24 protein-coding genes are annotated in these 22,868 nt (G+C 41.0%); 22 read left to right on the forward strand and 2 right to left on the reverse strand.

Annotated elements, in window-relative coordinates; genetic code table 11:
• The first annotated feature begins 10 nt into the window (after nucleotides 1–10).
• The 9 genes from AC4PHI_RS03780 to AC4PHI_RS03820 all read left to right on the forward strand — a co-directional run bounded on the left by AC4PHI_RS03780 (nucleotide 11) and on the right by AC4PHI_RS03820 (nucleotide 7,339).
• Nucleotides 11–481, forward strand: coding sequence for a universal stress protein (locus tag AC4PHI_RS03780; protein WP_492200986.1), 471 nt, complete (start codon nucleotides 11–13; stop codon nucleotides 479–481).
• A gap of 79 nt (nucleotides 482–560) precedes the next feature.
• Nucleotides 561–1,199, forward strand: a complete 639-nt coding sequence (ytpR, locus tag AC4PHI_RS03785; protein WP_492200987.1) for a YtpR family tRNA-binding protein — start codon at nucleotides 561–563, stop codon at nucleotides 1,197–1,199.
• 72 nt (nucleotides 1,200–1,271) lie between these two features.
• Complete coding sequence (locus AC4PHI_RS03790) at nucleotides 1,272–1,541, forward strand: IreB family regulatory phosphoprotein (RefSeq protein WP_492200988.1); 270 nt, start codon at nucleotides 1,272–1,274, stop codon at nucleotides 1,539–1,541.
• Nucleotides 1,538–1,960, forward strand: coding sequence for a Holliday junction resolvase RuvX (gene ruvX / locus AC4PHI_RS03795; protein WP_492200989.1), 423 nt, complete (start codon nucleotides 1,538–1,540; stop codon nucleotides 1,958–1,960). Before AC4PHI_RS03790 ends, ruvX begins: the two co-directional genes overlap by 4 nt.
• 29 nt (nucleotides 1,961–1,989) lie before the next feature.
• Complete coding sequence (locus tag AC4PHI_RS03800) at nucleotides 1,990–2,331, forward strand: DUF1292 domain-containing protein (RefSeq protein WP_492200990.1); 342 nt, start codon at nucleotides 1,990–1,992, stop codon at nucleotides 2,329–2,331.
• A 299-nt stretch (nucleotides 2,332–2,630) separates the two neighbouring features.
• On the forward strand, nucleotides 2,631–3,092 hold the full coding sequence (locus AC4PHI_RS03805) for a MarR family winged helix-turn-helix transcriptional regulator (RefSeq protein WP_492200991.1): 462 nt from the start codon (nucleotides 2,631–2,633) through the stop codon (nucleotides 3,090–3,092).
• Between the two features lie 4 nt (nucleotides 3,093–3,096).
• The gene (locus AC4PHI_RS03810; RefSeq protein ID WP_492200992.1) at nucleotides 3,097–4,833 is read left to right on the forward strand and encodes an ABC transporter ATP-binding protein; all 1,737 of its coding nucleotides are present in this window, start codon (nucleotides 3,097–3,099) and stop codon (nucleotides 4,831–4,833) included.
• Nucleotides 4,826–6,718 carry an ABC transporter ATP-binding protein gene (locus tag AC4PHI_RS03815; RefSeq protein ID WP_492200993.1) on the forward strand — a complete coding sequence of 631 codons (1,893 nt, stop codon included), beginning with the start codon at nucleotides 4,826–4,828 and terminating at the stop codon, nucleotides 6,716–6,718. Before AC4PHI_RS03810 ends, AC4PHI_RS03815 begins: the two co-directional genes overlap by 8 nt.
• 171 nt (nucleotides 6,719–6,889) lie before the next feature.
• Nucleotides 6,890–7,339: a hypothetical protein gene (locus tag AC4PHI_RS03820; RefSeq protein ID WP_492200994.1), complete on the forward strand. Its 450-nt coding sequence runs from the start codon at nucleotides 6,890–6,892 to the stop codon at nucleotides 7,337–7,339.
• A 44-nt stretch (nucleotides 7,340–7,383) separates the two neighbouring features.
• Here AC4PHI_RS03820 and rnhC read toward each other — a convergent pair whose 3' ends face one another.
• The gene (gene rnhC, locus AC4PHI_RS03825; RefSeq protein WP_492200995.1) at nucleotides 7,384–8,313 is read right to left on the reverse strand and encodes a ribonuclease HIII; all 930 of its coding nucleotides are present in this window, start codon (nucleotides 8,311–8,313) and stop codon (nucleotides 7,384–7,386) included.
• 191 nt (nucleotides 8,314–8,504) lie between these two features.
• On the opposite strand from rnhC, the gene AC4PHI_RS03830 reads away from it, so the two are divergent.
• From AC4PHI_RS03830 to AC4PHI_RS03855, 6 genes are all read left to right on the forward strand, one after another.
• Nucleotides 8,505–8,969, forward strand: a complete 465-nt coding sequence (locus AC4PHI_RS03830) for a cell division protein ZapA (protein ID WP_492200996.1) — start codon at nucleotides 8,505–8,507, stop codon at nucleotides 8,967–8,969.
• Between the two features lie 16 nt (nucleotides 8,970–8,985).
• Nucleotides 8,986–9,531 carry a CvpA family protein gene (locus tag AC4PHI_RS03835; protein WP_492200997.1) on the forward strand — a complete coding sequence of 182 codons (546 nt, stop codon included), beginning with the start codon at nucleotides 8,986–8,988 and terminating at the stop codon, nucleotides 9,529–9,531.
• Nucleotides 9,532–9,600: 69 nt separating this feature from the next.
• Nucleotides 9,601–11,979: an endonuclease MutS2 gene (locus AC4PHI_RS03840; protein WP_492200998.1), complete on the forward strand. Its 2,379-nt coding sequence runs from the start codon at nucleotides 9,601–9,603 to the stop codon at nucleotides 11,977–11,979.
• 93 nt (nucleotides 11,980–12,072) lie between these two features.
• Nucleotides 12,073–12,384: a thioredoxin gene (gene trxA / locus AC4PHI_RS03845; protein ID WP_492200999.1), complete on the forward strand. Its 312-nt coding sequence runs from the start codon at nucleotides 12,073–12,075 to the stop codon at nucleotides 12,382–12,384.
• Nucleotides 12,385–12,513: 129 nt separating this feature from the next.
• Entirely contained in the window at nucleotides 12,514–12,975 is a 462-nt protein-coding gene (locus AC4PHI_RS03850) for a Dps family protein (RefSeq protein WP_492201000.1), read from the forward strand.
• A gap of 531 nt (nucleotides 12,976–13,506) precedes the next feature.
• Nucleotides 13,507–15,186 (forward strand): peptide ABC transporter substrate-binding protein, encoded by a 1,680-nt coding sequence (locus tag AC4PHI_RS03855; protein WP_492201001.1) that lies wholly within the window; start codon nucleotides 13,507–13,509, stop codon nucleotides 15,184–15,186.
• A gap of 3 nt (nucleotides 15,187–15,189) precedes the next feature.
• Here the strand turns inward: AC4PHI_RS03855 and AC4PHI_RS03860 are convergent, their stop codons facing one another.
• Nucleotides 15,190–15,537, reverse strand: a complete 348-nt coding sequence (locus AC4PHI_RS03860; RefSeq protein ID WP_492201002.1) for a DUF3899 domain-containing protein — start codon at nucleotides 15,535–15,537, stop codon at nucleotides 15,190–15,192.
• A gap of 124 nt (nucleotides 15,538–15,661) precedes the next feature.
• On the opposite strand from AC4PHI_RS03860, the gene opp3b reads away from it, so the two are divergent.
• The 7 genes from opp3b (at nucleotide 15,662) to AC4PHI_RS03895 (ending at nucleotide 22,860) form a co-directional block, all read left to right on the forward strand.
• Nucleotides 15,662–16,600: an oligopeptide ABC transporter permease gene (opp3b, locus tag AC4PHI_RS03865; RefSeq protein ID WP_492201003.1), complete on the forward strand. Its 939-nt coding sequence runs from the start codon at nucleotides 15,662–15,664 to the stop codon at nucleotides 16,598–16,600.
• Between the two features lie 10 nt (nucleotides 16,601–16,610).
• Nucleotides 16,611–17,630, forward strand: coding sequence for an ABC transporter permease (locus tag AC4PHI_RS03870; RefSeq protein WP_492201532.1), 1,020 nt, complete (start codon nucleotides 16,611–16,613; stop codon nucleotides 17,628–17,630).
• Nucleotides 17,631–17,644: 14 nt separating this feature from the next.
• On the forward strand, nucleotides 17,645–18,715 hold the full coding sequence (locus AC4PHI_RS03875; RefSeq protein ID WP_492201004.1) for an ABC transporter ATP-binding protein: 1,071 nt from the start codon (nucleotides 17,645–17,647) through the stop codon (nucleotides 18,713–18,715).
• Between the two features lie 3 nt (nucleotides 18,716–18,718).
• A complete protein-coding gene (locus AC4PHI_RS03880; RefSeq protein WP_492201005.1) occupies nucleotides 18,719–19,693 on the forward strand; it encodes an ABC transporter ATP-binding protein in 975 nt (324 codons plus the stop codon).
• Between the two features lie 338 nt (nucleotides 19,694–20,031).
• Nucleotides 20,032–20,778 (forward strand): tyrosine-protein phosphatase, encoded by a 747-nt coding sequence (locus tag AC4PHI_RS03885; RefSeq protein WP_492201006.1) that lies wholly within the window; start codon nucleotides 20,032–20,034, stop codon nucleotides 20,776–20,778.
• 53 nt (nucleotides 20,779–20,831) lie between these two features.
• Nucleotides 20,832–22,208, forward strand: coding sequence for a bifunctional metallophosphatase/5'-nucleotidase (locus AC4PHI_RS03890; RefSeq protein ID WP_492201007.1), 1,377 nt, complete (start codon nucleotides 20,832–20,834; stop codon nucleotides 22,206–22,208).
• Nucleotides 22,209–22,236: 28 nt separating this feature from the next.
• Complete coding sequence (locus tag AC4PHI_RS03895; RefSeq protein WP_492201008.1) at nucleotides 22,237–22,860, forward strand: YutD family protein; 624 nt, start codon at nucleotides 22,237–22,239, stop codon at nucleotides 22,858–22,860.
• The last annotated feature ends 8 nt before the right edge of the window (nucleotides 22,861–22,868 follow it).

Genomic DNA, 22,868 nt, shown 5'->3' on the forward strand with positions numbered 1-22,868 from the left:
GGTGAGTAAAGTGTCAAACACAGTAGAATATCAAACAATTTTAGTTGGTGTGGATGGCAGTGATCAAGCGTTTCAAGCCTTTGAAAAAGCAATCGCCGTAGCAAAAAGAAATAATGCAAAGGTAATTTTGACTCATGTCATCGAGAATCGTTTATTCGGCAATATGGGATATACCTTGACGACGGCGGACTTGATTGAGGTAGAAACGGAACGTTCCAAAGCTTTGCTGGAGGAATACGAAGCACATGCGAAAGAACTTGGATTCGATAATTTGGAAACAGTTTTGACTTTTGGTTCGCCAAAAATCGTGATGACCGAAGAGCTGCCGGAAAAATACAATGTGGACTTGATTATGGTAGGTCAATCAGGTTTAAATGCAGTGGAGCGCGTGATTGTCGGAAGCGTCAGTGAATATATCATCCGCCATGCAAAATGTGATGTCCTGATTGTTCGTTCACTGGAAGACTCAAAAGATAAGTAAGCAGGGACATCTGTCATGTTACAGGTGTGGCTAGGAAAAGCCCCACCCTAAAATCAATTGGAAGCAAAAGGAGAATATGATGATTTTTTCTTATAACAAGGAAGCTGTTGGAGACGTTTTGATGGTCGTGACGGCAAATGCACAAGACAAGGCAGTGGATGCTGAGAGCAAAGGGACAGTCACCCGTATTTTTATTCAAGAAGACGGAACGACTGCAGGCTGGAATTTTTTTGATATTTCCCGTACACTGGAAAAATTAGAAGGTACCGGACAGGTTTTTCTCACGAAAGATCAGCAAGGACTTTTAAATAATTTGCTGCAGGAAGCAGGCTTTAACGAAACAATCGAAGACGACGGCAGAGCAAAAATCGTAGTGGGATTTGTGAAGGAGTGCGTCAAACACGAAGATTCTGACCACTTGTCTGTGACGCAAACGGAAGTGGACGGCGGAGAAGTTTTGCAGATTGTTTGCGGAGCTCCGAATGTTCAAGCCGGTCAAAAAGTGGTGGTCGCAAAACCCGGAGCAATGATGCCGGACGGTTTGATGATCTGGCCGGGACAACTGCGGGGAGTGGACAGCTATGGCATGATTTGTTCCGCTAAAGAACTGCAGCTGCCGGATGCACCACGTGAAAAAGGAATTTTAGTTTTACCGGAAGATACTGAAGTAGGCATCAGCTTTGCCGAAATCAAAGAATCATTAAGTGCCGGCGAGTGAATCGAATAAATTTGTAGTTTTAGTTCCTTTCTTGTAGAATAGAGCTAATAAGAAGGAAAGAGGTGGAGATGGGTGAGTTACACAGATGAAACAGTTCGTTTTGAATTTGAGGATCACAAGAAGCAGAAAATCAGCGAGACATTAAAAACTGTTTATTTTGCACTGGAAGAAAAAGGCTATAATCCAGTCAATCAGATCGTAGGGTATTTGCTTTCGGGTGACCCGGCATATATTCCGCGTTATCAAGATGCACGAAATCTCATACGTCGTCACGAACGGGATGAGATCATGGAAGAACTGATCAAAAATTATTTGTCCGGCAATGGAATTTCCGTCAAATGAGAATCATGGGATTAGATGTAGGATCAAAAACAGTCGGAGTTGCTATCAGTGACCGTTTAGGATGGACGGCGCAAGGGATTGAAATCATTCCAATCAACGAAGACAAAGGTGTTTTTGGTTTTGACAGAATCAAAGAATTACTTGACGAATATGACATCCATCATGTTGTGGTTGGGCTGCCTAAAAATATGAATAATACCATCGGACCACGAGCCGAGGCTTCCATGGCTTACGGACGAGAGCTGGAAAAGTTATTTCAAGTCGAGGTCTCGTATCAGGATGAGAGATTGACTACCGTGCAAGTGGAACGAATGTTGGTAGAAGAAGCTAATACCTCACGGAAAAAGCGTCAAAAAGTAATCGATAAATTAGCAGCTGTAATGATTTTACAAAATTATTTGGATAGCCACTCAAAATGAGCGGGCATCTATTGGAAAGAGGTTAAACTATGGGAGAGCATCATCACCACGACCATGATCATGATTGCCAGTGCAACCACGATCATCATGAACACGACTTTATCACTTTAGTCGATGAAGACGGCAACGAGGCTTTATACGAAATTTTATTGACCATCGATGGGGAAGAAGAATTTGCTAATAAGCAGTATGTGCTGCTGTATCCGGCAGGTATCGATGAAGATGATGATACAGAAGTTGATTTGCTGGCCTACGAATATATCGAAGCCGCTTCCGGAACGGAAGGCGAATTAAAAAATATTGAAACAGATGCTGAGTGGGATATGATTGAAGAAGTTTTCAATACCTTTGCAGCAGAACAAGAAGAATAGATTGATTTAAGAACTGAGCTTCCATTATGGATAGCTTAGTTTTTTTATGAGCTTCAAAAAGAATGACGCACAAATGTTTAAACTATAAGGTCTGCAATTTCGTCTAAAATGTTGCTCTTTTTTTAAGCAGCAGTTTGTAATGGCAAAGCAGCATAATGATTAAGAGATTCAAAGCAGGTTTCGCTGTATTTTAAAAAAACTAAAGTACAAAAGCTAAATAAAAAAATTTCCTATTGACCTGTGCGCTTTTTTTCTTTAAAATAGTTAGGGCACGAACTATTTTAAAGGGGCGAGCAGGAATGGAAAGAAAAATATCATTACGTATTCGAATAACCGCCAATAAATTGAACCGAAAGGTCGCAGAGATTTTAAAAGAAGATGGACAGCCTGCCTCCGGGATGCAGATGCAGATGTTGAATTTTATTCACGGAAAATATAAACAAGGTATTCATGTTTATCAAAAAGACATCGAGCAGGTGTTTGATGTACGCCGTTCAACGGCCACAGGGATTTTACAAACCATGGAGAAGCGGGCGCTAATTCAGAGGGAAAGTGATTCCCATGATAACCGGCTGAAAGTTATTTTATTGACCGATTTAGGCAAACAAAAGGTCAAAGACAATATGTCGAAGCTGAAACTTTTTGACGAACTTTTAGTTCAAGGGATTACAGAAAATGAGCTGGAGGATTTTTTGATTGTATTGGCAAAGATTTCTAAAAACTGTCATTCAATCGATCCCCTAGTGGTAAAAGGTAGGTAAGAATGTGCTGAAGAAAATATTACAAAATGTAGGGGAATATAAAAAAGAAAGTTTGATTACCCCGGCCCTTGTGGCATCCGAGGTGGCGATTGACATGGTCATACCTCTGGTCATGGCGATGATGATCGACAGGGGAATCGAAAAAGGAGATACAGAAGCGATTTTGAGATACGGCGTTCTGTTATTTATTTTGGCAATTATTGCATTAGTTTTAGGCGGACTGTCAGGACGTTTTGCGGCGATTGCTTCAGCCGGCTTCGCTAAAAATTTGAGAGATAAACTCTTCATCAGGATACAAGATTTTTCTTTTTCCAATATTGATAAATTTTCTACACCAAGTTTGATTACGCGGCTGACTACGGATGTGACCAATGTGCAGAATGCTTATCAGCTGGCCATCCGTTTGTTGGTACGCAGTCCTTTAAATTTTACTTTTTCACTGGTTATGGCATTCAGTATCAATAAGGAATTATCTTTAATTTATTTGGCAGTCGTGCCCTTTTTGATTATCGGTTTAGGTGCAGTGATTTATTTTGCCCATCCGATTTTTAAAAAGGTCTTCCGGATTTATGACAAATTAAACAATGTTGTGCAAGAAAACCTTCAAGGGATTAGAGTGGTTAAATCTTATGTCCGCGAAAAATATGAGGAACACAAATTTAAAAAAGTTTCAGAGGATATTTATAAATCTTTTTCCAAGGCTCAAAGTATCGTTGCTTTCAACGGTCCGATATTACAGTCTGCAGTTTACGCTTGCATGTTGCTGATTTCCTGGCTGGGAGCCAAGTTAGTAGTAGGCAGTTCGCTGACAACTGGCGAGCTGGTCAGCATGTTCACCTACACGATGCAAATTTTGATGAGTCTGAACATGTTGTCCATGGTATTTGTGATGATGATTATTGCCAGAACTTCTGCTGAACGTATCACGCAAGTTTTGGATGAAGAAAGCGACTTGAAAAACAATCAGGCACCTTTGTATGATGTGCCGGACGGCTCAGTGGTCTTTTCAGATGTCTGCTTCAGCTATGCGGGAGATGAAAAAAAACTGGCATTGAAGCACGCAAGTATGTCAATCGAATCAGGAGAAGTAATCGGCATCATCGGCGGAACAGGTAGCTCTAAGTCCAGTCTGGTTCAGTTAATTCCCAGACTTTATGACGTTACAGTAGGCTCAGTGCAAGTCGGTGGGCATGACGTACGGGATTATGATTTAAAAACACTGCGTGATCAGGTCGGGATGGTCTTGCAGAAGAATACGCTTTTCAGAGGAACGATTAAAGAGAATCTTCGTTGGGGCAATGAGGATGCAACAGAGGAAGATTTGATTCGTGTCTGCAAAGTCTCGCAGGCGGATGATTTTATTCAGGAATTTCCCGAAAAGTATGATGCAATGGTCGCACAAGGAGGAAATAATTTATCCGGCGGGCAGAAACAGCGTCTGTGTATCGCTAGAGCACTGCTGAAAAAACCGAAAATTTTAATTTTAGATGATTCCACGAGTGCAGTGGATACGAAAACAGATCGCTTGATTCGTGCAGGGATGCAAAAGGAAATCCCGGGAACGACCACGTTCATTATCGCCCAGCGCGTTTCCTCGGTGGAAGATGCCGACCGAATCATCGTGATGGATAAGGGCATGATTAATGCCATCGGAACACACGAAGAACTGATGGCAGAAAATACGATTTATCAAGAAGTTTACGATTCTCAGCAGAAAGGGTTTGGTGAAGAACATGTTTAAAAATAATGAAAAAAACAAGACTTCCAGTACCCGGCGGCCGCTGAAAACTTTACAGCGTCTGCTTGCTTATGTATTCAAAGACAATAAATTTCAATTGGTCATCGTTTTGGCCCTGATTTTACTGGCCACGTATGCCAATGTCCGGGGATCGCTTTTTCTGCAAGTGGTGATAGACGACCACATTGCACCAATGGTAGGACAGCAGCATCCTGATTTTACTCCTTTGTTAAAAGCCGTCATCACTATGGGGCTTATTTATGGCGTGGGAATCATTGCAGGGTTGTTTTATAATCTGATCATGGTGAAAATCAGTGAAGGTACACAGAAAAAAATCCGTGATGAGATGTTTACCCATTTGGATTCACTGCCTATCGCTTACTTTGACAGTCACTCCGACGGTAATATCATGAGTTATTTTACAAATGATACGGACACCTTGAGACAGATGATTTCTCAAAGTATTCCTAACCTGATTGCAGCTGCGGTGAGTTTTGTCAGCGTCTTTGCGGCAATGTTCACCATTAGTGTCCCTTTGACCCTGATCGTCATCCTGTCAGTGTCTCTGATGATTTTTACGCTGCGATATATTTCCGGCAAAAGCGGAAAGCATTTCAGCAAGCAGCAGCAAAATCTTGGTAGAGTTAACGGCTATATCGAAGAGATGATGCATGGTCAAAAAGTTGTGAAAATTTTCAATCATGAACCTAAAGTAATCGCAGAATTTACTTCTTTGAATGAAGAATTGCGTGAAAGTGCCACCCGGGCTAATAAATATGCCAACAGCCTGATGCCGATTATGATGAATCTCTTAAACATCCAGTATGTATTGTTAGCGGTCATTGGCGGTTTATTTTCAGTTTACGGTATTTCGAATTTAACGATTGGGATGGTGGCTGCATTTCTGCAGCTGAGCCGCTCCTTAAATATGCCGATCAATCAAATTTCCCAGCAAATAAATTTTGTTATCATGGCGTTGGCAGGTGCTAACCGGATTTTTTGTCTCCTTGACGAAGAGTCGGAGACCAACGACGGCTATGTCACGTTGGTCAATGTGACAAAAGAAAATGGCCGGCTGGTTGAAAGTGAAGAACGAACTGGAACTTGGGCTTGGAAACATCCCCATGAGAATGGCAGTGTTTCTTACACTGAACTCACTGGCGATGTGCGTTTTGAAAATGTCTCTTTTGGTTATGATGATAATCACAGAGTGCTTCACGATATCAACTTGTACGCGGAGCCGGGACAAAAAGTTGCTTTTGTTGGTGCGACCGGTGCAGGCAAGACCACGATCACCAATTTGATCAACCGTTTTTATGATATTCAAGAAGGAAAAATCCGCTATGATAATATCAACGTGAAAAAAATTCAAAAAGAATCTTTGCGTCGTTCGTTAGGTGTAGTATTGCAGGACACACATTTGTTCACCGGGACCGTTCGGGAAAATATTCGGTACGGGAATTTAGCCGCCAGCGACGAAGAGGTGATTCATGCGGCCCGTTTAGCTAATGCAGAAGACTTTATTCATAATTTGCCGGAAAAATATGATACGGTCATCACCGGCGACGGGGAAGGACTTTCCCAGGGACAGAGACAGCTGCTTGCTATTGCGCGGGCCGCCATTGCAGATCCGCCGGTAATGATTATGGACGAAGCTACTTCCAGCATCGACACACGGACGGAAAAATATGTTCAGGCCGGGATGGACAGACTGATGCATGGCAGAACCGTTTTTGTCATCGCTCACCGCTTGTCCACGATTCAAAATTCTGATGTGATCATGGTTATGGACCATGGAAGAATCATTGAACGAGGAACCCATGATGATTTATTGGCGGAAAAAGGGACTTACTACCAATTATACACAGGCAAAATCGAATTATCGTAAAAATAAAACAGAGTCTGGCTGAAGGAAATGTACCAGACTCTGTCTTTTTTATAATCATAAAGGTTGAAGCCGACCATATTCTCTGGCCCATAGAATTCGTTCTTTAGTCTAATGGCGGTAAACAGATAATTATTGTACAATTAATTTAATATTTTGGGGAAAGGTGATTTTATGAAAAAGAGCATATACTTATTGATAATAGTTTTTACCGCAATTATTTTTACTGGCTGCCAATCCAAAAAAGCCCTCTCAACGGATGACTTTTCTAAGGCTGAAGTGGGGATGTCCGCAAAAGAAGTGACAGCCGTACTTGGAAAGCCTGATGAAATCAGAAAAAATCTCGAAAGCAAGAGAGTGGCTGAACAACTGACACCTTTTTTGACATACGTCGATCCCATGCAAGATAAAATAGAGGGTGGGGATGAATTGGTTGAGCAATTGGACCAGACATTGGAAACAATTAAAGATAATGTGGCAATCACTTACTATGTTTATAATTATCAGGATTCTTCAAAAGATGAAGAAACTTCAGTGACAATGGTGTTTTGTGATGATGAACTGACACTGAAACTGGTTGAGGAAAATTTCCAAAGTTTATTGGACACAGAGATGACAGAATGATTGATTAAAGGACAGCTGAGGAAAACACGCTGTCCTTTTAATTTTTATATTTTTTTTAATGCTTTTTGAGTGTTCGCAAAGTGCAGTTTGGCATATTTTCGCAGTAAATCCATTCCGCCCCGCCGCAGGACTTTCGCCGCAGCCAAATCAGAAGCGCCGCCAGCTCCGGATGGAATCTTTATATTTAATTCTTTAGAAGCTTTTTCAAGTTCTTCCAGAAATTTTGCCCGGCAGATAATCGAGGCGGCCGCCACCGCCAGATGATACTGTTCGCCCTTAGTGGCAAAATAAAGATTGTCTGTGACTTGATTTTTTTCCCGGGCTAAATATTTGCGGTAATTCGTTTCCGTTGTAAACTGGTCGATCAAAATCCCGTCCGGCTTGACTGGAGCAATTTTTTGTAATAATAAATAAATCGCCTGATTATGCAAAGCCACTTTCATACGGTTGACGTTGTAGTTTGGCTGGATGTCGTTATATTTGCTAGGTGTCACGACCAGCTCATGGTAAGGGACAGTGACCCTGATGTCTTGGGCGATTTTTATGATATCTTTATCTTTCAACATTTTCGAGTCCTTGACCCCCAGCTCTTTCATTAGAGGAATTTGTTGCGCTGAAACGTAGCAGGCACAAACAACTACCGGTCCGAAATAACTGCCGTTGCCGACTTCATCACTTCCAACGACAGACCAGTCGGAGAAATTTTCAGGCAAATTATTTTTATCCGTCTTTTTTGTTGCACTTTTGTCTTGCGGTTGCTGCCCAGTATTTTTGTCCCACCTGCCTGCTTCTATCTCGGCTTGATTACCTTGGAACAAGACCGTTCCAGTATTATAAGCGGTGATGGTCACACCATTTTTTTTTGCCATAAAACTCGCATGTTCCGGAGTTTGTGTGCTGAGATAGTCGCGATAGTATGATTTCATCTCTTTTAATGTTGCTGCAGATTGTTTTTTCAATGAATAAGTTGCCATGTTACCCCTCTGATTTCTGTTCTTTTCTTTTATACTATCGAATTGTTCCCCATTAGACAAATCTTTTTTATTCTGAAGATGATATTAATCAAGAGAATAGAGTTTGTAAATAAAGTGGAACTATTTTATAATGAGAAAAGAAAGACGCGCAGTGTTAGGAGAGAATGCGTCAGGTTGGAGGAATCACTCAATTGAATAAGACTAGATATAAGGCTGAAATCAACGGCCAAACATATACAATCATTGGTTCTGAAAGCAAGCCCCACATGGATGCTGTGGTGTCGCTGGCAAACAAACAATTTAATCAATTAAAAAAAGCTGCTCCGGAAACTACTGCGGAACAAGCCGCCGTATTGCTGGCCATAAATGCCCTGTCAGACCAGCTTCACATGCAGGAAAAAATTAACAATCTGACAGAAGAGATTGAAAATTTGGAAGCAGTAGCCGCAGAAATCGACAAGTTAAGAGACAGTCATAGGAAAGTGACAGAACTGGAAGCAAAGGTCTCCCGTTATGAAGAGTTGGAGAGAAAAGCCAAAGAAACATTGAAAGAAGAAGGCCGTAAAAGTGAGGAACTGTCTCCGGGAGAAGTTCAATCTATTATGAATCAGCAGTCTTTGGAAAAAATTCAAAAAAGAAATAATCCCAAAAAATAGAAAAGGATTTCATTTTATGTTGAGTATTGTTATTTTGATTTCGTTCATTTTTGCTGTGTATACTGGCGCTCGCCGGGGAATCATTTTGCAGGGCATATACACAGTCGGGTATCTGATAGTTTTTTTTGCTGCCCAAAAGTTTTTTGCTAAATTCGTTGATATTCTTGAATTGGTAGTCCCTTATCCCCAAGCCTCCCCGGACAGCCAGCTGGTTTTCTTTGAGGGCGAGCTGTTGTTTGATTTGGATCGTTATTTTTATGCAGGGGTTTCTTTTATGCTTTGCTTGGCGGTCGGATGGGTCATCGTACGTTTTTTAGGTATTTTTTTATATGAGCTGAATTTTGTTCCTGTCAAGAAGGAAATTAATTTGATCGGCGGCGGTGCCCTTTCGCTTTTTGTCGCCGTTGTTGCCCTGTGTATCCTGCTGACCTTGTTGGCCATGGTTCCTGTTGATTTTGTGCAAAATTTATTTCGAAGCAGCGGTTTAGCCAGAGGAATCGTAAAACACACGCCCTATTTTTCGAAAAAAATACTAGAATTGTGGATGAGTGTGCCATTATAAATTTTAGAGAAGCTGAACGTTATCGTTCAGCTTTTTCTAAAGTATCTGATAAAGACTGGAAGTGATGTCATGAATAAAAAAATATTAACAACTTTGGAATTTGACAAAATAAAAGCACACCTTAAAAATTATACGGCAACGGCTTTTGGTATGGAAGAAGTAGAAAAACTCCAGCCCAGTTCTGATTCCCAAGTAGTTGCTCAATGGTTAGAAGAAACAGAAGAGAGCATGAAAATTTTACGGCTTCGAGGCGGGATTCCTTTACCGGTCCTGCAAAATATTCGGCCTCATTTAAAACGTTTGGAAATCGGGGCTCTTCTTAACGGAAGCGAGATAGCACAAATTGGCAAAGTCCTGTATACAACTTCAGAAGTTCTGCGTTTTTTTGAAGATTTGACTGAGGCAGAAATTGCTCTTCCGCGCTTGTATGCACTTGTTGAAAAGCTGGAGACAGTTCCTTCCTTATCAGGGAAAATCCGTCAATCAGTGGACGAGGACGGCTATGTGACTGACGAAGCTTCAACAGAGTTGCGTAGCATACGCCATCAGATTCGCCGGAATGAACAAAGTATCCGTGAGCGTCTGGAGGGATTGATACGAGGTAAAAATACTAAATATTTGAGTGACAGCATTATTACCATGAGGAATGACCGCTATGTTATCCCAGTAAAAAGCGAATACCGCAGCGTGTTTGGCGGTGTGGTTCATGATCAGAGTGCTTCCGGGCAAACAGTTTTTGTGGAGCCTAAGCAGGTCGTCGAGCTAAACAACCGTTTGAGACAACAGCAAATTGCTGAACGTCACGAAGTGGAACGGATTTTGGCGGAACTTTCAAATGAAATCGCGCCTTATCAACAGGTGCTTTTACAAAATTCTTATGTTTTAGGCAAATTAGATTTTATTGATGCAAAAGCATTTTTCGCCAAAGAAATCAAAGCGGTCGTGCCAAAGCTCAGTCCGGATAAACATGTGGTTCTTCGTCAAGCACGGCATCCATTCATTGAAGAGAACAAAGTGGTCCCTAACGATATTGTTTTAGGAGAAGATTATCAAGCCATCGTCATCACCGGACCGAACACGGGTGGAAAAACGATTACCTTAAAAACATTAGGATTGCTGCAATTAATGGGACAGGCAGGATTGCCGATTACCGCTGGCGAAGACAGTCAAATCGGTGTATTCGATGAGATATTTGCCGATATTGGGGACGAACAATCCATTGAACAGAATTTAAGTACATTTTCTTCCCACATGACGAACATCGTTTCGATTATGACTCAGGTGGACGAAAATTCGCTCATTCTTTTTGATGAACTGGGTGCCGGGACAGACCCGCAGGAAGGGGCCGCATTGGCGATTTCCATCTTGGATGCTGTGGGAAGCACAGGTGCGTATGTGATGGCAACGACCCACTATCCTGAGCTGAAAGTCTATGGTTATAATCGCAAAGGAACGATCAATGCCAGCATGGAGTTTGATGTAGATACCTTGAGTCCAACCTACAAGCTGCTGATAGGCGTTCCCGGTCGAAGCAATGCCTTTGAGATTTCACGCCGGCTGGGACTTGATGAAACAATCATTGACGGTGCCCGCCAAATGATTGATGTGGAGAGTCAGGACCTTAATGAGATGATTGCTGATTTGGAAAATAGACGGAAGATGACCGAAACAGAATATTTGGAAGTCAGGGAACAAGTAGACGCCGCAGAAAAATTACTAAAAGATTTGGAAAATGCTTACGGCTACTTTTTTGAAGAACGGGAAAAAGAAATAGCAAAAGCTAAAGAGCAGGCAAATGAAATCGTTGAAAAAGCAACAGAACAATCGGAAAAAATCGTCAGGGAAATCCGGCAGAAACAGTTGTCTTTAGGTCGTTCACAAGTAAAGGAACACGAACTGATTCAGGTGCAAACAGAGTTGGCTGATTTAAAACACGCTGAAGACAGCCGGTTAAGTAAAAACAAAGTGCTGCAGAAAGAAAAAGCCAAGCAAGTGCTCAAACCCGGAGACGAAGTTTTAGTAGAAACTTTCGGGCAACGGGGAACACTGATTGAAAAAATCAGCTCCGCAGAATGGCAGGTACAAATCGGAATTATAAAAATGAACGTGGCTGAAAATCAGTTGACCAAAGTAACACCTGAGCAAGAAAAACCGCAAAAAAATATCGTTCGGGTGACTTCCTCTTCCGGCGGCGGACGCACACGGGTACCTAGCCAGCTGGATTTGAGAGGGATGAGGTATGACGATGCCGTCCACGAGTTATCTAATTATCTGGATGAAGCTGTGATGTCCGGCTACTCCCAAGTCATTATCGTCCATGGTAAGGGAACTGGCGCCCTGCGGAATGCTGTGAACGATTATCTGAAAAATCATCGAAGCGTAAAAAAATACGGACTGGCTCCCCAGAATATGGGCGGGAGCGGCGCAACAGTCGTAGAATTCAAGTGAAAATTTCACACAAACAGATTATTTTTAAAATAAACTTTCCTTTGATATACTAAAACTACATTGAAATGTAAAAGATTTAGGAGGAAATTTAAAATGGCAAAAGAAGTAACCGATGCAACCTTTGCAGAAGAAACAAAAGATGGAGTTGTACTAATAGATTTTTGGGCAACTTGGTGTGGACCATGTCGTATTCAAGGACCAATCATTGATGAATTGGCAAATGAAATGGCAGGGAAAGCCAAAATAATGAAAATGGACGTGGATCAAAATCCTCAAGTACCGAGTTCTTTTGGTATCATGAGTATCCCGACTTTATTAGTTAAAAAAGATGACCAAGTCGTTGAAAAATTAGTAGGTGTACACCGCAAGGAACAACTGGTTGCAGTATTATCTAAATACATTTAAAACCGGAAAGAAAGTGCTTATATGGGCACTTTTTTCTTTGAATGAGTATAAAAGCCTTTTATATTGTAATTATTATAATCTAGGGGTATGATAGAAGTATCAATAGATCGAAGGAGGAAATTTTAAAAAATGAGTACAGACAAAAGACATGAAGTATTGAACCAGGCAGTTGCAGACTTAAGTCAATTCGCAGTGGTGATTCACCAAGTCCACTGGTATATGAGAGGGCCTGAATTTTTAAATCTTCATCCGAAGATGGACGAATTTATGGATGAGATTAACGATATCTTAGACGAAGTCGCAGAGCGTCTGATTACTATTGGCGGAGCACCATACTCCACTTTGAAAGAATTTGCTGACAATACTAAAATTCCTGATGAGACAGGTACTTACGAAAAATCCATTCCAGACCACGTTGAAGTTTTAATAAAAGGTTATCGTTACCTTAGAGATTTGGCTAAAGAAGGTATCGAAGTCAGCGCAGAAGCAGGCGACTCAGTGACAGAGGATATTTTCATCGACATGCAAGGCAAAGTCGAAAAAATTCTTTGGATGCTTACAGCAAAATTAGGCAGAGCACCGGAGTTATAGTCTAGTGAAACGGCTGACTCATAAGTCTTTCATCTAAAATAGAGAAATTTTAAATAAGAATCCCATGAAATCATTTTTTAAATCTGTGATTTCATGGGATTTTCTCCATTTCGCGACTCTTAGTTCAATTTTTTTCAAATCGTTATCGGGCTTATTTAAAAAGACAGGCTTGCTTATTATAAGTTGGTTCGCATAAAAATTTTGTGGTTACCTATTTTTATGAAAAAGTTAAAAAAATAACGCAATAATTGTTTATCTTTAGTCATTCGAAAATTTTTATATTTTTACATTGTTCATTAATTTTTTATAAATTTAATTTTTAGTTGTTTGGACAAATGTAAATTCAACTTAAATCGATAAAACCAGCTATAGATAGGATTATAAAGCAAATTTTTAATGAAAATAACTCACTCTGTGATAAAATGATGAGAATTAAATTTGAAAATTATTGATTTTTATGAGAATTTAATATAGTATTATCATAAAGTTTCAAATAATTAAGCTTCAAATAAACCTAAGGGGGAAATATCGATGAAAAAATGGGCTTATCTAGGTCTGGTAGCCACGTTGGCGCTTTCTTTAGCAGCCTGTGGTGGAGGCGGAGACGGCGGAAAAACGGATACTACTGGAGAAAAACCGGCAGCATCGGCAGATCTTGCAGATGAACAAGTTTTTCACACAGTTGTTGACCAGGAAATGTCTTCAGCAGACTTATCACTGAACACAGATGTGGTCGGAGGCTTGGTATTAAACAATGTTTATGAAGGTATGTACCGGTTTGACGGAGAAAATGAACTCGTTCCAGCAGGAGCAATCGAAGAACCGGAAGTAAGCGACGATGGGCTTACGTATACTTTTAAATTACGCGAAGAATCAAAATGGTCAAATGGCGACCCGGTCACTGCTGACGACTATGTTTACGGCTGGCAGCGGACAGTTGATCCAAAAACAGAATCAGAATTCGCTTATCTTCACTCCATTGTAAAAAATGGCGAGGCAATCGCAGCAGGAGAGATGGAGCCAAGCGAGTTAGGTATTAAAGCATTAAGTGATTATGAACTTGAAGTAGAATTGGAAGTGCCGACTCCTTACTTTATGAATTTGTTGACGTTCTCAACCTACTTCCCGCAACATAAAGAAACAGTTGAAGAGTACGGCAAAGATTTTGCTTCAACCAGCGAAAAAGCAGTCTACAATGGACCGTTCATTTTGACAGAATTTGACGGACCGGGAACAGACACAGACTGGACTTATAAGAAAAATGATACTTATTGGGATAAAGACAATGTGAAGCTAGAAACCATCACTGCCCAAGTTCAAAAAGAAGGAAACACTTCTCTTAACTTGTATCAAGCAGGGGATGTAGATGATATCCGACTAACTGGAGAATTGGCACAACAAATGGCGGACGATCCAGATTTAGTTATTGAAAAGCAGGCTTCGACATACTATCTGGAATTGAACCAGATTGAAGAAGATTCGATTTTTAGAAATAAAGATCTTAGAAAAGCTATCTCTCTAACGATTGACCGAGAAGCTATCGCTAACAACATTTTAGGTGACGGCTCCGTAGCGGCTGCAGGTTTAGTTCCTTCCGAAATGATGTTTGATCCTGAAAGCGGCAAAGACTTTTCTGAAGAAGCCGGCAATGAGTTGAAATTTGACAGCAAAACTGCCCAAGAACATTGGGAAAAAGCTAAAAAAGATTTAGGCAAGGATAAAATAGAAGTAGAAATTTTAGCATCAGATGCAGACTGGGCGAAGAAAGTTGCTGAATATCTGCAAGGTGCACTAGAAGAAAATCTTGAGGGCATCAAAGTATCTGTGAGTGCTGTGCCACTTAGTGTACGTATTGACAGAAGTAATAATGGTGAATTCGATATCGTGGTCGGCGGCTGGTCTGCAGACTATGCGGATTCAAGTACTTTCCAAGAGTTGTTCACTACAGGCAATTCTTATAACAGAGGGCACTATACAAATAAAGAATACGATGCTAAAATCAAAGAAGCTGCAACCACTTATGCCAATGATCCGGAAAAACGTTTTGCGACACTCGTTGAAGCAGAAAAGATCATTATGAGTGATTTAGGTGTTGTGCCGCTTTATCAGACAGCGGAAGCACACCTGCGTAATCCTCAAATCAAAGGTGTAGCAATTCATCCAGCTGGAGCTAATTATGATTACAAGTGGGCATATAGAACAGCGGAATAAGAATTAAGTAGTCAATAATAATAGCGCAACTGACAAAATAATGAAGATGACACCTACTGAAAACCAATAGAAAGGTTTTTTCTGAAAAATCTTTGAATATGGTATATAAGTAGGTGTTTGTTGGTTACGAAGTTGCGCTAGCTTTTTTTTCATTGTTTTTTGGAAAAAATCAAAGAATCCTGATTGCAGTGTGCTGATGAACGCACCTATAACTAAGAAAAATAAACCAATGTAAAAACTGGTGTTTATCATAGTAAGAGAATCCATGCCGCCGGTACGGATAAAAGAATAGAGAAAAATTGCTAAAAGAACAACGGTACTGGTAAGGCCGATTTTTTTTAATTGGGACATGATAAAGTCAACTCCTAATCAATATGATTGTTTGTCAGTAGCGGGTAAAAAGTAATTAATTCTCTACCGCATTTTAGTTGAAAAATTACGAGAAGTCAAAATGTAATGAAAGAAGGAGAGGAAATTGAAGAACTTTGGAAAATATTTCTTAAAACGGGTCTTCTTTATGGTCATCACGTTGTGGCTGATTATCACCGTAACGTTTTTCTTGATGAAATTACTTCCTGGTTCACCCTACGCGAATCAGGAAAAGTTAAGTCCCGAACAAATTGAAATATTGAATAGACAGGCCGGATTAGATAAATCAGTTCCTGAACAGTATGTGATTTATATGAAAAATATCGTGAGGGGAGATTTCGGTACGTCGTTTCAATTTAAAAACCAGCCCGTTGCCAAACTTCTGGCAAATCGTATCGGGCCATCTTTACAGCTGGGGGCACAAGCTATTATTTTGGGGACGGTCGTAGGCATCGTTCTCGGATTGATTGCAGCATTGAGGCAAAACACATGGGTAGATACCGGTGCGACTTTGATCGCGATTTTAGGACGGTCGATACCCAACTTTGTGTTTGCTGTTTTGCTGCAGTATATTTTTTCTGTAAAGTTCAAGCTGTTTCCGATTGCAGGCTGGAACGGTTTTGCCTCAACAGTTCTGCCGACCGTTGCGTTGGCAATGTCTCCCCTAGCCGATACCGGACGTTTTATCCGGACGGAGATGGTGGAAGTGTTGAGTTCCGACTATATTGAGCTGGCCCGGGCAAAAGGGTTGAGCTATTGGGAAGTTGCCTTTAAACATGGTTTAAGAAATAGTTTGATTCCGCTGGTAACGCTTTTAGGACCTTTAGCCGTTGCATTAATGACAGGTTCTCTAGTAGTCGAAAATATTTTTGCAATCCCGGGAATCGGCGAGCAATTCGTAAAATCAATCATGACAAATGATTATCCGACAATCATGGCTGTGACCATTCTATTCTCGGCCCTGCTGGTGATAGTTATTTTGATAGTGGACTTGCTGTACGGAATAATCGATCCGCGTATCCGCGTTTCTGGAGGTGAGCATTAGAATGGCTGAGATGGATTATTCAAAAATACCTGAAGAAAAATTTGAATTGATTGGGCACCAAGATGCAAAAGAAAGTGAAAAAATTGCAGCGCCTTCGCTGACATTTTTCCAAGACTCATGGCGCCGGCTGAAAAAAAATAAAGCTGCGGTAATTTCCTTGGTCATTCTTGGCATTATCACGTTGATTGCTTTTGGAGCCATTTGGCTTTCACCAAAAGACCCGACGAAGCAGAATGTCCAATTTGCCAATTTGCCGCCTAGGATTCCCGGAATCTCAATAGATGGTTTCAACGGGACCACTTTAGTACGGGGGCAAAGAGTTGACAAGTACGAGCAAGTCGGCGTGCCTGAAGATGTTAATTTTATTTTGGGAACAGATAGTTTGGGACGGGATTTGCTGTCCAGAATTTTCATGGGGACACGTGCTTCCCTGATTATCGCGTTTGTTGCAGCTATTTTGGACTTGAGTTTTGGTGTCACCTATGGACTCATATCGGGGATGAAGGGTGGACGTGTGGATAGTATCATGCAGCGGATTTTAGAAGTATTATCCGGAATCCCTAACTTAGTAGTGATGATTTTGTTTCTGACTATTTTCAAACCGGGTATCTTGACGATTATCCTTGCGATGGCTGTTACTGGATGGATCACCATGGCCAGAATCGTCAGAGCACAAACGTTAAAAATCAAAGACCAAGAGTATGTGCTGGCTGCAACTACATTAGGGCAGTCGCAATTCTCCATCGCATTGAAACATATTTTGCCAAATATTTCCAGTGTGGTTATCGTTCAAATGATGTTCAGTATTCCAACTGCCATCTTCTTCGAAGCGTTTTTAAGTTTTATCGGTTTAGGTTTGACACCGCCGAACGCTTCTTTGGGAATGTTGTTAAGTGAAGGGTACAAGCTGTTCCGCTTCCTGCCTCATTTGATGTGGGCGCCAGCCATTGTCCTTTCTGTAATAATGATTTGTTTTAACTTATTAGCTGATGGAATGCGTGATGCGTTCGATCCTAAAATGAAAGATTAAGAGTGGGTGAAGAGATGGAAAAAGTTCTAGAAGTTAAAGATTTAAAAATCTCATTCGATACTTTTGCAGGAAAAGTTCACGCCATTCGCGGAGTTGAGTTTGATTTATACAGAGGAGAAACCCTTGCTATCGTAGGTGAATCTGGTTCTGGAAAATCTGTGACTACCCGCAGTATCATGAGACTGTTAGCTAAAAATGCCAATGTAGACTCTGGTACGATCATGTTTAAGAATGAAGATTTAAATAAAAAAGATGACAAAGCTATGCAAAAAATCCGCGGGCGCGATATTGCTATGATTTTCCAAGACCCTATGACTTCTCTAAATCCGACGATGACCATCGGCAAACAAGTAGCAGAGCCTTTGAGAAAACATCAAAAGATTTCAAAAAAAGAAGCGATGAAAACGGCTTTGGAATTATTAAGACTGGTAGGAATACCTAATGCTGAAAAGCGTTTGAATAATTATCCCCATCAATTTTCAGGAGGACAGCGTCAAAGGATCGTCATAGCGATTGCTCTTATTTGCCGCCCTGAAATTTTGATTGCCGATGAGCCGACCACGGCTTTGGACGTGACGATTCAAGCACAGATTATCGAACTAATGAAAGACATTCAGGAAAAAATCAGAACATCGATTATTTTCATTACCCACGACTTAGGGGTAGTCGCCAATGTGGCTGACCGTGTCGCTGTGATGTATGGAGGACGGATAGTAGAAATCGGGACTTCCGAAGAAATCTTCTACAATCCTCAGCATCCTTATACTTGGGGATTATTGAGTTCGATGCCTACACTGGAAACTCAGGACAGTCTTTATGCTATCCCGGGCTCTCCGCCCGACTTGCTGGACCCGCCGACAGGAGATGCATTTTATCCTAGGAATGAGTTCGCAATGCAGATCGATACGGAAGAAATGCCGCCGTTTTTTGAAATTTCACCAACACATAAGGCTGCTACATGGTTGTTGGCACCTCAAGCACCCAAAGTGACACCTCCTCAGGAAATCGTCAATCGTCATCAGCGTTTCCAAAAAATTATGCAGGAACGCGAACTGGTGCAGCAGAAGTTAAGGGAGGAGGGCTAGTCAATGGTGGCAGATAAAGCACAAGAAAAAATTATTTTAGATGTAGAAAATTTGAAGCAGTACTTCAACGAAGGCCAAAGAGATGAAGTCAAAGCAGTTGATGGTATCAGTTTTCAAATTTTTGAAGGAGAAACATTCGGTCTTGTTGGCGAATCCGGCTGCGGAAAATCTACAACGGGACGCAGTATCATCCGACTTTATCATCCTACTGCAGGGAAAATCACGTTTGACGGGGAAGATGTCAGTAAAATCAAACGGCGCGCGGACATGGAAGACTTTCGCCGGGACGTTCAAATGATTTATCAAGATCCTTACGCTTCGCTGAATCCTCGTATGAAAGTGCGGGACATCATCGCTGAAGGCATTGACATCCACCATTTGGCTACGGATGTGGATGACCGCAACCGTCAGGTGAACGAGTTATTGGAGCTGGTAGGTTTGGACCGATCTCACGGCACAAGGTATCCCCATGAGTTTTCCGGCGGACAGCGGCAGCGGATTGGTATCGCACGGGCGTTGGCGATGCAGCCGAAATTTATTATTTGTGATGAACCTATTTCAGCGCTTGACGTGTCGATTCAGGCCCAAGTAGTGAATCTGTTGATGGAGTTGCAGGAAAAGAAAAAATTGACCTACTTATTTATTGCCCATGATTTGTCCATGGTTAAATATATCAGCGATCGGATTGGTGTGATGTATTACGGCAAACTGGTAGAAGTAGGAAAGAGTGAAGAAATATACAATTTTGGTGTGCATCCTTATACGGAAAGTCTGTTGTCGGCGATTCCTCTTCCTGACCCGGAACACGAAAGAAGCCGTCGCCGGATTGTTTATAAACCGGCAGAAGACGATGGGGCCGAAAGAGAGCTAAGAGAAATTTCGGAAGGGCACTTTGTCTATTGCAGCGAAGAAGAAGTCGAGCTTTATCAAAAGAAACTGGCTGATAAAAAAGCTCCATCAGAAAAAATCAGCGTATAACGCTGACTCTTACTTGATTGTGTTTTTTGATAGGATCTGGTTTTAAAAAAAGATTTAAGAGATATTCCCCCGTTTCAATCTCTAGATATCTTTTTCTAAGCCAGTGATATAAAAAGATGACGCCCATCAGCGTCATCTTTTTTGGTCATCTAAAAGATGATAACTGGCAGAAGGGATTTATTTATACGGAGATAAAATATCAAAGTAAATTTTTTTATTGATGACAGTTTGCTTTTTTAAAAGGCTTGGGAATACAGGAAGCCAGCAAAAATATGCTATAATCAAGAAGTGTGAGTGATAAGGATACAATAATATAAAATGAAAAGGGAGAAAGATAGATGAAAACATTAACGAATTTTCGGGATATCGGCGGCTATGAGACACAAAGCGGCAGAAGAATAAAAAAGAATTTAATGTTTCGCAGCGGAGAAATCTCACGTCTGTCAAAAAAAGATCACCAAGCTTTTGAATATGACTTTGGGATCCAAACTATTTTTGACTTTAGAGGGGAAGACGAGAAATTAAAAAGCCCCAACGATTCTTTTGAACGGGTGCAAACAGTGGATTTGGATATTTGTAAGGATTCAAATGGAAATTCCGCCAGCATGGAGGATTTAATCCAAGGAAAGGCAGATCCTGACAGTTATATGAAGGAGCTATACAGAGACTTTATCTTTACGGACTCTTCCCGCAAAGGTTACCGCACTTTTCTGGAACATGTATCGGAATTGGAGGCACCTTTTATTTTCCATTGTTTTGCAGGAAAAGACCGTACAGGATTTGGTGCTGCATTGTTGTTGTCAATTCTTGGGGTATCAAAATCCAACATTTATCATGACTACTTGCTGACTAACCGTTTGCGTCAAAAAGCCAACGATCAGATTATCAGTGAAATGAAAAACCACGGGTTAAGTAAAGAAGCATTAGAAATGATTCGGACAATGATGGGAGTCAAAGCTGATTATTTAGATGTCAGCTTTGATGAAATCGAAGAAAATTACGGCGATGTTTCACGTTTTATTAAAGAAGGTCTGGACGTTACGGAAGATGTTTTAGATAAGATTAGATTCCAGTATACAGAGTGAGCTTGCAAGTTAAATTAAAGAAATAGTTTTGACAGTTAAATTGAAGGTTGAAAATGATGGAAGAAATAACAATTTTACATACGAATGACCTCCATTCTCATCTTGAGAACTGGCCGAAAATCAGACGTTTTTTAAATAAAGAAAAAATGAAGGAACATTCCACACATACGGTATTCACTTTTGATATTGGCGATTTTTCTGACCGGGTTCATCCTTTTACCGAAGCGACTAATGGTCAGGGCAACGTCCTCTTGATGAATCAAGTGAACTATGACGGTGTGACGATTGGAAATAATGAAGGCATAGGGAATGAAAAAGCAGAGCTTGACCGTCTTTATAATCAGGCAAATTTCCCGGTGATTTTAAGTAATTTAGTGGATCGCCGCACAGGAGATTATCCCGAGTGGGCAACTCCCTATAAAATTTTTACGTCGATGGGCGGGACCAAAATAGGTGTAATCGGACTGACAGCTCCATTTCCTTTCAGTTACCGTCCCGTTGGGTGGGCATTTGCACAATTAGATGACACACTTCCGAAGCTGCTGAATGAAGTAAAAAAACAGGCAGATTTCATTGTGCTCCTTTCCCATTTAGGAATCATAGATGATGAACACTTGGCAGAACATTATCCGGATATCAATATTATCATCGGCTCCCATACCCATCATTTATTTGAGAGGGGAAAAGTTATCGGCAGTACATTGTTGACAGCGGCGGGTCGATTCGGTGAACATGTGGGGAAAATAAAACTGACAGTGGTTCAGGGGGAAATAATTGCACAGGAAGCCCGCACTTATCCGGTAAATGATTTGCCGGAAGTGCCAGAAGATCAACAAGAAATTGCTCATTACCTTGATGAAGGCAACCGGCTTCTTGCGAAAGACAGCTTAGGTTGTCTGCCTGTGAAATGGTCCAATCAGATGTCCACCGGGGAAAACAGCTTTGCAGCCGAGGCATTAAAGGCACTGGAATATTATGTTCCCGGCGATATTTATTTGCTGAATACGGGCTTGTTTTTAGGCAGTCTGGAGGCGGGGCCTGTCACAAAAAAAGAACTCCACGAAAAACTTCCTCACCCAATGCATCTGATCCGTGTTAAAATACTTGGGAAGTACTTGTTCCAAGTGCTGCAGGAGATGTTTGGACAGCAGGATTATTTGCGTGATTATCCAATTGTCGGTATGGGATTCCGCGGCAGGATTTTTGGGATGCTGACAGCTAGTCACATCGAATTATCTGATGACGGCTGCTTAGTGGATGGCCGACCGATAAAAGAGGACGCTAGCTATCAGCTGGTGATGGTGGATCATTATATATTTGTGAAATTTTTCCCTTCCATAAGAAAATTTGGGCAGTTGGAATCATTGTGTCCTTCGTTATTGAGAAAAGTGGTGGGCAGCTATATTGCCGACCATTACCCTTGTAAATAAAAAATATTAAACCAAAGCAGGTGAAATAATGACTACAAAATCAAAAGGCCCCATTGAAGAAAAAGCAGTTCCTCAATCTGAAACAGTAGAAGAAGTGAAAGAAACACTGCCAAAAAAAGTTTTCAGAATTTCTGCGGACAGATTAATGATTAATAAAAAAGAATATAAACTGCTGACTAACTTCAGGGACGGGTTTGATTTGGAGAGTTTGAATGACAGATATAGCGATGTCTTGAACAAGTACGATTTTATTGTGGGAGATATCGGATTTGACCAGTTACGGTTGAAAGGTTTTTTCGAAGACTATCGAAAAAAAATTGCCGTGGACCAAAAAATAAGCGCACTGGAAGATTATTTGTATGAGTATTGCAATTTTGGCTGTGCCTATTTTGTTTTAGAAAAAGTAGAAAAAGATAAAGATGTAGTTGAAAAAAAACCAGCACATATCAAAGAAAAAAAAGGCAGACCCCGTACGGCAAAACAGCAAACCCGCAAGAAAAATCAGGGAGGATTTAAAAATCAGAAAAAAGGTAAAACTAATCCTTCTCCCAAGTCCAAACCCAATCAGCGCGGGAAAAAGCAAGAGGCCCCAGTGAAAGAAAAAAAATCAACTGAGCGTCATTTCACTATTCGGCAAAAAGAGCAGGGTTAGAAAGAGGT

It is taken from the genome of Vagococcus sp. QWL-13 (assembly GCF_058683555.1).

Excerpts from the sequence above, each read along its gene's own strand:
- ytpR (WP_492200987.1), top strand. The coding sequence starts at position 561 with ATGATTTTTTCTTATAACAAGGAAGCTGTTGGAGACGTTTTGATGGTC.
- ruvX (WP_492200989.1), top strand. The coding sequence starts at position 1,538 with ATGAGAATCATGGGATTAGATGTAGGATCAAAAACAGTCGGAGTTGCT.
- AC4PHI_RS03800 (WP_492200990.1), top strand. The coding sequence starts at position 1,990 with ATGGGAGAGCATCATCACCACGACCATGATCATGATTGCCAGTGCAAC.
- AC4PHI_RS03805 (WP_492200991.1), top strand. The coding sequence starts at position 2,631 with ATGGAAAGAAAAATATCATTACGTATTCGAATAACCGCCAATAAATTG.
- AC4PHI_RS03815 (WP_492200993.1), top strand. The coding sequence starts at position 4,826 with ATGTTTAAAAATAATGAAAAAAACAAGACTTCCAGTACCCGGCGGCCG.
- AC4PHI_RS03820 (WP_492200994.1), top strand. The coding sequence starts at position 6,890 with ATGAAAAAGAGCATATACTTATTGATAATAGTTTTTACCGCAATTATT.
- rnhC (WP_492200995.1), bottom strand. The coding sequence starts at position 8,313 with ATGGCAACTTATTCATTGAAAAAACAATCTGCAGCAACATTAAAAGAG.
- AC4PHI_RS03835 (WP_492200997.1), top strand. The coding sequence starts at position 8,986 with ATGTTGAGTATTGTTATTTTGATTTCGTTCATTTTTGCTGTGTATACT.
- AC4PHI_RS03840 (WP_492200998.1), top strand. The coding sequence starts at position 9,601 with ATGAATAAAAAAATATTAACAACTTTGGAATTTGACAAAATAAAAGCA.
- trxA (WP_492200999.1), top strand. The coding sequence starts at position 12,073 with ATGGCAAAAGAAGTAACCGATGCAACCTTTGCAGAAGAAACAAAAGAT.
- AC4PHI_RS03850 (WP_492201000.1), top strand. The coding sequence starts at position 12,514 with ATGAGTACAGACAAAAGACATGAAGTATTGAACCAGGCAGTTGCAGAC.
- AC4PHI_RS03855 (WP_492201001.1), top strand. The coding sequence starts at position 13,507 with ATGAAAAAATGGGCTTATCTAGGTCTGGTAGCCACGTTGGCGCTTTCT.
- AC4PHI_RS03860 (WP_492201002.1), bottom strand. The coding sequence starts at position 15,537 with ATGTCCCAATTAAAAAAAATCGGCCTTACCAGTACCGTTGTTCTTTTA.
- AC4PHI_RS03870 (WP_492201532.1), top strand. The coding sequence starts at position 16,611 with ATGGATTATTCAAAAATACCTGAAGAAAAATTTGAATTGATTGGGCAC.
- AC4PHI_RS03875 (WP_492201004.1), top strand. The coding sequence starts at position 17,645 with ATGGAAAAAGTTCTAGAAGTTAAAGATTTAAAAATCTCATTCGATACT.
- AC4PHI_RS03880 (WP_492201005.1), top strand. The coding sequence starts at position 18,719 with ATGGTGGCAGATAAAGCACAAGAAAAAATTATTTTAGATGTAGAAAAT.
- AC4PHI_RS03885 (WP_492201006.1), top strand. The coding sequence starts at position 20,032 with ATGAAAACATTAACGAATTTTCGGGATATCGGCGGCTATGAGACACAA.
- AC4PHI_RS03890 (WP_492201007.1), top strand. The coding sequence starts at position 20,832 with ATGATGGAAGAAATAACAATTTTACATACGAATGACCTCCATTCTCAT.
- AC4PHI_RS03895 (WP_492201008.1), top strand. The coding sequence starts at position 22,237 with ATGACTACAAAATCAAAAGGCCCCATTGAAGAAAAAGCAGTTCCTCAA.